Source organism: Acidovorax sp. SRB_24 (assembly GCF_012931925.1).
The window spans coordinates 1-8,981 of the sequence record NZ_MWOM01000078.1 but is presented as its reverse complement, the minus strand read 5'-3'; the positions used below and the strand labels follow the sequence as shown (position 1 = coordinate 8,981).

The 8,981-nt window shown below is 68.7% G+C and carries 9 protein-coding genes and 1 pseudogene; 5 read left to right on the top strand and 5 right to left on the bottom strand.

Translation table 11 applies throughout. The annotated features are described in order from the left end of the window. The first annotated feature begins 497 nt into the window (after nucleotides 1–497). The 3 genes from B2J89_RS18545 to B2J89_RS18535 all read left to right on the top strand — a co-directional run bounded on the left by B2J89_RS18545 (nucleotide 498) and on the right by B2J89_RS18535 (nucleotide 3,967). Complete coding sequence (locus tag B2J89_RS18545) at nucleotides 498–1,799, top strand: acetate kinase (RefSeq protein ID WP_240965080.1); 1,302 nt, start codon at nucleotides 498–500, stop codon at nucleotides 1,797–1,799. Nucleotides 1,800–1,814: 15 nt separating this feature from the next. Then, nucleotides 1,815–3,206 carry a sigma-54 dependent transcriptional regulator gene (locus B2J89_RS18540; protein WP_169170427.1) on the top strand — a complete coding sequence of 464 codons (1,392 nt, stop codon included), beginning with the start codon at nucleotides 1,815–1,817 and terminating at the stop codon, nucleotides 3,204–3,206. A 65-nt stretch (nucleotides 3,207–3,271) separates the two neighbouring features. Beyond that, entirely contained in the window at nucleotides 3,272–3,967 is a 696-nt protein-coding gene (locus B2J89_RS18535; RefSeq protein WP_205763895.1) for an SDR family NAD(P)-dependent oxidoreductase, read from the top strand. A gap of 135 nt (nucleotides 3,968–4,102) precedes the next feature. Here the strand turns inward: B2J89_RS18535 and hemH are convergent, their stop codons facing one another. The 4 genes from hemH to B2J89_RS18515 all read right to left on the bottom strand — a co-directional run bounded on the left by hemH (nucleotide 4,103) and on the right by B2J89_RS18515 (nucleotide 6,689). Further along, entirely contained in the window at nucleotides 4,103–5,191 is a 1,089-nt protein-coding gene (gene hemH / locus B2J89_RS18530) for a ferrochelatase (RefSeq protein ID WP_169170425.1), read from the bottom strand. A gap of 67 nt (nucleotides 5,192–5,258) precedes the next feature. Then, nucleotides 5,259–5,840: a DUF1566 domain-containing protein gene (locus B2J89_RS18525; protein ID WP_169170424.1), complete on the bottom strand. Its 582-nt coding sequence runs from the start codon at nucleotides 5,838–5,840 to the stop codon at nucleotides 5,259–5,261. A 76-nt stretch (nucleotides 5,841–5,916) separates the two neighbouring features. Continuing rightward, nucleotides 5,917–6,276 carry a TraR/DksA C4-type zinc finger protein gene (locus B2J89_RS18520; protein WP_169170423.1) on the bottom strand — a complete coding sequence of 120 codons (360 nt, stop codon included), beginning with the start codon at nucleotides 6,274–6,276 and terminating at the stop codon, nucleotides 5,917–5,919. A gap of 62 nt (nucleotides 6,277–6,338) precedes the next feature. Then, on the bottom strand, nucleotides 6,339–6,689 hold the full coding sequence (locus tag B2J89_RS18515) for a DUF3147 family protein (RefSeq protein ID WP_169170422.1): 351 nt from the start codon (nucleotides 6,687–6,689) through the stop codon (nucleotides 6,339–6,341). Between the two features lie 115 nt (nucleotides 6,690–6,804). Between B2J89_RS18515 and B2J89_RS18510 the strand changes: the two genes are divergently transcribed. Beyond that, nucleotides 6,805–7,524 (top strand): HAD family hydrolase, encoded by a 720-nt coding sequence (locus tag B2J89_RS18510; RefSeq protein ID WP_371809097.1) that lies wholly within the window; start codon nucleotides 6,805–6,807, stop codon nucleotides 7,522–7,524. 34 nt (nucleotides 7,525–7,558) lie between these two features. Further along, a complete protein-coding gene (locus B2J89_RS18505; protein WP_169170420.1) occupies nucleotides 7,559–8,218 on the top strand; it encodes a glutathione S-transferase family protein in 660 nt (219 codons plus the stop codon). A gap of 47 nt (nucleotides 8,219–8,265) precedes the next feature. On the opposite strand, the pseudogene B2J89_RS18500 reads toward B2J89_RS18505, so the two are convergent. Further along, nucleotides 8,266–8,981 (bottom strand): annotated as a pseudogene (locus B2J89_RS18500) (hypothetical protein); the annotation flags it as partial.

Genomic DNA, 8,981 nt, shown 5'->3' with positions numbered 1-8,981 from the left:
GTGTGCAAAGGCTGCAGGGAAGAGGACCGCGCTACAGGCGCTGCCTGTGGGCCAAGGCAAAACGGCGCGGCAACCGTAACGCGGTCCAGGAGGTTCCACCCGAAATGTCACAGAAGGTTGATGCAGGTACAGCGCCGCAGCGGCGCTGGGCAGTGCAGTGCGTCCGTTCAGGCTCTGTGCCAGGTGTCTGCGGCGGGCCTTGTGTCGCACCGCTGTGACGCCGATGGGTTGCTCGGCGGGGCCTGTCAGCGGAGCAGAACGGCCCGTCCTCCTGAAGGATGTATGGGCATGTCTGGCGAATGATCGCGGCCGGTGCACCTCGGTGTAGACACTGCCTCAGCCCTGTGACAGCAGGTCCAAAAAATGTGAAGGCGTTTGCGCAAATTTACGTTCACTTGCACTGCGCCGCTTGCCCGACCACAAGGGGGCACGTATTCTGGATCGGCATTGACCGCCACCGTTGGCACAACAAGTTTCAGCGCTTAGGGAGTAGCCGCATGAACACGTTCGCTCCGTCCACGCCCTGGGTTTGGGTCACCGGTTCGGTCATGGTCTTATCAAGCGCTGTATCCCAAGCACAAAGCGTGCCTGGGCGCAAGAGCGTCGCCCAGCGCATCGAAGCGCTGGAGCAGCAGGTCAACGCGCAAAGCCGCCAGATCGAGCAGATGCGGCAGCAGTTTGTGGACCAGGAGGCCCGCTACCAGGAGCTGGAGCGTTCGATGGCCGAGTCAGCGCGCAGCGCCCCGGCACCTGTCACGGCCGAGGCCACGCCGGCATCCAATGCCCCGGCCGAGAGCGGCGCCCGTCCCGTGCGGGTGGGGACGGCCCCGGTGGTCGACAACCAGCCCCCGGCAGTGGCCCCTTTGTTCGACCAGCCGGGCATCCTGACGCAGCCCGGCCACTATGTGCTCGAACCGTCCGTGCAGTACGGTTACTCTTCGAACAACCGCGTTGCACTGGTCGGTTACACCATCATTCCGGCGCTGCTGATCGGGCTGGTCGACGTGCGGGAGGTCAAGCGCAACACCTTGACTGCGGCGCTCACCGGCCGCTGGGGGCTGTCGCGCAGCCTCGAAGTGGAGATGCGGCTGCCCTATGTGTACCGCTCGGACACGGCGATCAGCCGCGAGATTTTCACGGGCTCGGCGAACGAGCAGGCCTTCAATTCCAGCGGCCGCGCGATCGGTGACATCGAATTTGCGGCCCGCTACCAGCTCAACCAGCCCCAGGGCAACGAGCCCTTCCTGATCGGCGGGCTGCGCTTCAAGACGCGCACGGGTAAAGACCCGTTCGATGTGGTGACCGACTGCGTGACCCGCTGCGTGGGCAACACCACCGGCACGGGTTTGCCGCTGGATTTGCCCACCGGCTCGGGCTTTTATTCGCTGCAGCCTTCGCTGACCTGGCTCCTGCCCTCGGATCCGGCGGTGTTCTTCGGCGGCTTCAGCTACACGCACAACTTCAAGCGCAGCAACGTGAGCCGGAGGGTGCTCGCGGGTGAGCAGGAATTCATCGGCAGCGTCAAACCCGGCGATGTCTGGGGCATCAACTTCGGCATGGGCCTGGCGCTCAACGACCGCTCTTCGTTCAGCATGGGCGTCGACCTCAACTCCGTAGGCCGCACCAAGCAGAACGGCGTGCCCGTGGCCAGTTCCGCGCGCATCCAGTTGGCGTCTTTGCTGCTGGGCTATTCGTACCGCTACAGCGACCGGACGACGCTGAACGTCACGGTGGGCGCAGGCCTGACGCGCGACACGCCCGACCTCACGCTGAGCGTGCGCATTCCCATGTCTTTTTGACCAGAAAGCCCCGCCATGCCTGTGCGCAAGATCCTGTGTCTGAGCCTGGGGGCGGAGGGCAAGGTCGTGGAAGGCCACTTGCGGGGCAGGGGCTGGGACGTGGCGTTCTGCGACGATGTGCCCGCGGCGCGCCGCCTGCTGTCGCAGCACCGCTACCCGGTCGTGATGCTGGTGGCTGGGGCCGCGCAGGGCTTGGACGAACCTGGCGTGGCTGCGGTGGAAGCCTGCGTCCACGACACGCTGCACACCGAATGGGTGGCCTTGTGCGACGGCGCGGTGCTGGAGTCGCCAGCGTTCCGGGCGCTGATCCTGGGGTGCTTTTTTGACTACCAGGTGCTGCCGCTCGAATGGCCCGACCTCGACCGCATGCTCGAACATGCCGCCCAGCGCGCCGTGCTGCGCCAGGGGGCCACAGAGGCGTCCTCCGACGCCAGCACGCTGGGCATGGTAGGGCAGGCCGAGGCGATGGTGCAGTTGCGCCGGGACATCCGCAAGGTGGCGGGCGCTTCCGCCCCGGTGCTGATCCGCGGCGAGAGCGGCAGCGGCAAGGAACTGGCGGCCCAGGCCATCCATGCGTGCTCGCCGCGCAAGGACGGGCCTTTGGTGGAGGTAAACTGCGGCGCCATCGCGCCGTCCTTGATCCAGTCCGAGCTGTTTGGCTATGTGAAGGGAGCGTTCACCGGGGCGTCGGCCGATCGGCGCGGGCTGATCGAGGCCGCCGATGGCGGCACCCTCTTCCTGGACGAGATCGGCGACCTGCCGCTGGAGCTGCAAACGAACATGCTGCGCTTTCTGCAGGAGAAGAAGATACAGCGCGTGGGCGCAGTGCGCAGCACCGCGGTCGACGTGCGCGTGGTGGCCGCCTCGCATGTGAATCTGGCCGAGGCCGTGGCGCGCGGCCGCTTTCGCGAGGATTTGTTCTACCGGCTCAATGTGCTGGCCATCGAGGTGCCGCCGCTGCGCCAGCGCATGGACGACGTGCCCCTGTTGGCCAGGCATTTCCTCAAGGTCTGCGCGGCCGACCGCCCCCGGCGCATAGAAGGGTTCGACCGGCAGGCGCTGGCGGCTATGGCCAGCTATTCCTGGCCCGGCAACGTGCGCGAGCTTTACAACTGCGTGCAGCGCGCGGTGGTCATGACCGACCAGCGCTGGATCAGCGCCCGCGATCTCGGTCTGGCGTCTGCCCATGTGGTCGCGCACAAGGACCTGGGCACTACTGCGCGCACCGACCTGGGCGCTGCGCGCACCGTCGCCGAGCGCGATGCGATCTTCCGGGCACTCACGCGCGCGGGAAACAACGTCACCCATGCGGCGCGTGCGCTGGGCATTTCGCGCATGACCTTGTACCGGCTGATGGAAAAGCACCGCATAGATGCAGATGCCTTGGGCATCGAAAGCCGCGGCTGAGGCGCCGAGCGCACCGGGCGCACCACTGAGTTGAGTCGTTCGCCGTGCAAGAGCGCGTTTCTGCCCTGCGGTCTTTCCCCGACGGATTTCGCGCCCTGGTGCTGGGCGCCTCGGGCGCCCTGGGCGCAGCGTTCGTGCAGTGTCTGCAGGCCGAGCCGCGCTGCGGCAGCATGCGTGGCCTGCACCGGCGCTCCGATCCGGCCATGGACTTCGATGAGGAGGCCAGTGTTGCGCGCGCCGCAGGGGCGCTGCGTACGCAGGGGCCGTTTCACCTCATCGTCCTCGCCGCTGGCCTGCTGCACACGCCGCAATTCATGCCCGAAAAGCGCCTGGCCCAGTTGCACTATGCGCAGATGGAAGCGACCTTCCGCGCCAATGCGCTGGGCCCGGCGCTGGTGCTGGCGCACTTTTCGCCGCTGCTCGCGCGCGAGCGCGGTGTGCTGGCCGTGCTCTCGGCCAAGGTGGGCAGCATCGGCGACAACCGGCTCGGTGGCTGGTACAGCTACCGCGCCTCCAAGGCGGCGCTCAACATGTTCGTCAAGACCGCCGCCATCGAAGTGCAGCGCAGCCAGCCGCAGGCGGTGCTGGCGGCGCTGCACCCGGGCACCGTGGATTCACCGCTGTCGCGGCCATTTCGCGGCGCCGAGATCGGCCGGCCCGCCGCCGTGGCGGCGTCCGAGATGCTGCGCGTGCTCGATGCGCTGACGCCCGCCGAAACGGGTGGATTCTTCAGCTACCAGGGCGAGCGTTTGCCGTGGTGACGCCGCCGCAGCGCGCCCCCGGACGTCGCGCTGCGCGGGTCTTTTGCCGATGCCATTCAGACCAAATAGCCCTCCAGCGATTGCCCTGTCAGCGCAGGTAGCTATTGAAATGTGAGTAATGGCCGCGGCGCACCTTCAGGCCGTCGCGCCTCCGGCCAGCGCGTGGGCACGCGCTTCGGCGCCAGCGGCCGCGCCGGGAGGCTGCACCGGCCAGCCCGCTAGGTGCTGGCGTGCAATGGCACTGAGCGCGGCGATCCAGGCGGGGTCGCCGTTGAGGCAGGGGAGGTAGTGGAACTCCTTGCCGCCCGCGCGCAGGAAGGCTGCGCGCGCTTCCTGGTCGATTTCTTCGAGGGTTTCGAGGCAGTCGCCGGTGAAGCCCGGGCAGATGACGTCCACGCGGCCGACGCCTGCCTTGCCCATCTCGATCAAGGTGGGCTCGGTGTAGGGGCCCAGCCATTTGGCCTTGCCAAAGCGCGACTGGAAGGTGAGCTGCCAGTCGCCCTTTTGCAGTCCCAGGCGCTCGGCCAGCAGGCGCGCGGTTTTTTGGCTTTCGCAGTGGTAGGGGTCGCCCAGGTGCAGCGTGCGCTCGGGCACGCCGTGAAAGCTCATCACCAGCTTGTCGGGCGGCCCGTGGTGCTTCCAGTGCGCCCGAACGGTGCCCGCCAGCGCATCGATGTAGTCGGCATCGTCGTGGTAGCGGTTGACAAAGCGCAGCTCGGGCACGCTGCGCGTGCGCGCGGCCCAGGCGTAGACGGCGTCGAACACGCTGGCCGTGGTGGTGCCCGAATACTGCGGGTACAGCGGCAGGATGAGGATGCGCGTGGCGCCCTCGGCTTTGAGCGCGTCGAGCTGGCTCGCAATGGACGGGTTGCCGTAGCGCATGGCGTGGCGCACCAGCACGTTGTGGCCGGCCTCGCCCAGCCAGCCGCGCAGCAGCGTGGCCTGCTTGGCGGTCCACACCGCCAGCGGCGAGCCTTCGGGCGTCCAGATGCTGGCGTATTTGGCCGCCGACTGGGCCGGGCGCGTGCGCAGGATGATGCCGTGCAGGATCAGCCACCACAGCGGTTTGGGGATCTCGACCACGCGCTGGTCCGACAGGAACTGCCCCAGGTAGCGCCGCAGCGCCGGGGCCGTGGGGGCATCGGGGGTGCCCAGGTTGCACAGCAGGATGGCGGTGCGGGCGGCTTGCCCGTGGGTGTAGGCGGGTTCGGGTTGAAAAGGCATGCGGCATTCTCGCGCAAGCGGCGGCCGCGCCGGGGGCCTGGCGCGTTGCGCGCGCTGTCCGAACGCGTCAGTCCAGCGGCCGCACCAGCCGCACCGGCAGCTTGCTGGCTTTGGCCGTGTCGCCGCGCGCCTCGCCCGTGGCCAGGTTCACGGCCCAGCCCTCGCTGACGGCCAGGCGGCTGCCGCCGCCGGATCGGCCTTGCACGATGCTGTCGTAGGCGTACGGGTTGGCCTGCGCCTGCCGGATGGGGGCCGAGCCCGACCAATGCCAGTCGCGCGGGGCGGCCGGAAACAGCCGCGGGTCCAGGCCCGGAGGGGTGGCGCCCTTGTCCACCAGGCGGCGCAGTTCGTTGGCGCGCGGCAGGCGCCAGCGCAGGCCCTCGGCCTGGGCGCGGGCCTGGGCCTGGGCGCTGGCCTGGCTGCGGTCGAACAGCTGGCCCTGGCCGGTGCAGGTGGTGCCATTCCAGTGCATGCCCTCCACGCAACGCGACCACGCCAGTCGGGTGCGCGGGTCGATCACATCAGTGCCGTCGCCCGAGGGCGCCAGCGGCGCCGGGGATGGCGGTCCCGCCGCCGCGGCGGCAACGCAGGCCAGGCCCAGCGCCAGGCCGGAAAAGCAGGGGCGCAGGGCAGAAACAAACGGCACCATGGGATCTCCAACTCCTTGAAAAAGGCCGCCCACCCCGCTGGCACAGCGGCAGCGGCGCGGGCCGCGGATGACGCCCTCAGGCTTTGCTGTGGGCCTTTTCCCAGCGCGATTTGCAGGCCACGCAGTGCTGCGTCTGGGGCTCGATCCGCAGGCGCTCGAACGGGATGGCGCAACCGCATTCGGCGCACAGGCCATAGCTGCCATCTTCCAGCGCCTTGAGGGCCTGGTCGATGCGCGCAAGGTCGGCGGCGTCGATGTCGCTGAGCGCCTGGTCCACCTCGCGCGCCACGTTGCTCTGCCCCTCACCATCGTCGTCGGCGGAGGGCGGCGCCATGTTGTCGCGGTTTTGCTCCATTTGTGCGCCCAGTTCGCGCCGGCGCGCCAGCAGCAGGGCCTCGAGTTCGCTGCGTTGGGCGGCGGTCAATGCGTGTGTCATGTCGTGCTCCTGTGGGGGGTGGGGCGTCAGCGCCTGCGCTGGGCGTCAAGGCGGCGCGCCGGCTACAGCAACTCTATGCCAAAGCGCCGCACCGCCAACGCAAAAATGCCGAAGCAGGTGGCGGTGAGGAGCGCACTGGCCAGCAGTGCAGGCCAGAATCCCCAGCGCGCGAGCAGCCAGGGAAACACCAGGAACATCGGCAAGGTGGGAACGACATACCAGAACGTGTACCAGGCGTGCGCGGCGATTTTCTCTTGGGGCTGCTTTTCCAGGTAGAGCCAGACCAGCGTCAGCACGGTGACGAGCGGCAGCGCCGCCACCAGGCCGCCCAGCCTGTCGCTGCGCTTGGCCACTTCGGAGACCAGCACGACGACGGCGGCAGTCAGCAGGTACTTCGCAATGATCCAGGCCACGGTGCCTCCTCGTGAATGCGTTCTCGTCCGGCACTCCATTGTGGCGGCCTGCGGTATCCTGCGCCGGGCGCAACCCGGTGGCGGTGGCGCCCTCTCTTTTCTCCCTTTGCCTGCCGTGCCTGCTACGCCCCTCGACTTCTCCCGCATCCGCGCCATCACGCTCGACCTCGACGACACCCTCTGGCCCGTCTGGCCGACCATTGCGCGCGCCGAGGCGCAGCTGCAGGCCTGGCTGGCCGAGCACGCGCCCGCCACCGTGGCCTGGTCGGCCCAGCCCGGCGTGCTGCGCGCCATCCGCGACGAAGTGAACCGCGAGCTGGCCGACCGGGCGCACGACCTGAGCGCGCTGCGCCGCGAGTCCATCCGCCGCGCGCTGGAACGCGCGGGCGACGACCCGGCGCTGGCCGGGCCGGCGTTCGAGATCTTCTATGCCGAGCGCCAGCGCGTCGATCTGTTCGACGATGCGCTGCCCGCGCTGGAATACCTGAGCAGCCGCTTTCCCGTGGTGGCGTTGTCCAACGGCAATGCCGATGTGCAGCGCGTGGGGCTGGGGCGCTACTTTCACGCCGCCGTCAGCGCGCGCGAGGTGGGCGCGGCCAAGCCCGATGCGCGCATCTTCCACCGCGGCGCGCAGGCCGCGGGCGTGGCCGCGAGCCAGGTCCTGCACGTGGGCGACGACGCGCACCTCGACGGCGTGGGCGCGCTGAACGCGGGCATGCAGGTGGCCTGGCTCAACCGCACCGGTCTGCCGTGGGAGCATGCCCCGCATGCGCCCCATCTCACCGTGGCCGGGCTTGCCGCCCTGTGCGAGCGGCTGCGCCAGGAGTGCGGTTGAGTTCTTTTTTTGTTTTTGATGGAGACGCCATCCCATGGGTTTGAGCATTTACGGCATTGCCGCATCGCGCGCTCTGCGCCCGCTGTGGACCGCCACCGAACTGGGCCTGGACTTTGAACACGTCGCTACGCCCTACCTGGGCGGCGCCACACACACGCCGGAGTTTTTGGCGCTCAACCCCAACGGCCACATCCCCGTGCTCGTGGACCACCGCCCGGACGGCGACGTGGTGATGTGGGAGAGCATGGCCTGCGCGCTGTACATCGCGCGCCAGCATGGGCCGACCGATGGCACGAGCCTCACCCCGGCCACGCCGCGCGAGGACGCCGACGCGCTGCGCTGGAGCTTCTGGGCCGTGACGGAGCTGGAGAAAGACGCGCTGACGGTGCTGATGCACCGCGCCGTGATGCCGCCGGAGCAGCGCAAACCCGCGTTGGCCGAGGCGGCGGAAAAGCGCCTGCGCGCCCCGCTGGCCGTGCTGGAGCAGCACCTGGCGCGCCAGCAGGGGCTGGGCGAGGCCCACATCGCGGCCCAGCGCTTTACCGTGGCCGACCTGTGCGTGGCCAGCGTGCTGTCGTGGGCACGCCCGGCGCCCACCCTGTGGCCGCAGAGTCCGGTGACCAGCGATTGGCTGGCGCGCTGCCTGGGCCGGCCGGCGCACCACGCGGTGCGGGCGCTGGCGCGCAAGCGGTGAGCGGCGCCACGCCGCGCCACAATAAGGGTCAAATCGTGCGCTAACGCTTACCCAGCCAGCGCGGGTTGCTCTTCTTTTTGACAATTCCGCTGGCGCAACTCCGGCACGGGCGTCGGCGCTTGCGGTGCTTTCGCCGCAGGCTGCACCGGTTCCGCCAGGAAGGCCTCCAACGAGTCGTCCAGGGCCTGCATCCACGGCGTGTGGTGCGGCGGTGCCAACGTGCCGGTCATGGTGGAGCGGTAGCTCTTGTCGCGGTAGCCCAGGATGTCGGCCTGCTTGTCGCGCTTCCATTCCTTGAACAGCGCACCCATGCCTTCGATGTCGAAATCCGGGTAGTCGGTCGGCCCGACGAGGTCGCGGATGTACGCCGCCTGGAAGTCGATGTGCGCGTCGGGGTCGGTCGCCGCCTGCTCGCGCTCCACCCAGTGTGCGGCATCGGCGGCCATGGCGGTGGCATCGGGCAGGGCCATGCGGCCCAGCACCACGTCGCGCGCGTACCAGGCCTGCGCATCGAACATGTTGAAGGTGTAGTACTGGTCCTGCATGCCCAGGTAAATGAGTTTGGGGTTGTCGATCCAGAACACGCCCTTGTACAGATTTTCGGGGTACAGGCGGTTGTGCGTGCGCAACGTCAATTCGTCCGCCAGGAACGGGAAATGGTGCTGGTAGCCGGTGCACAGGACAATCGCGTCGATCTCGCGCTGGCTGCCGTCGGCAAAGTGCGCGGTGCGGTCTTCCACGCGCAGCAGCAGCGGCACCTCGT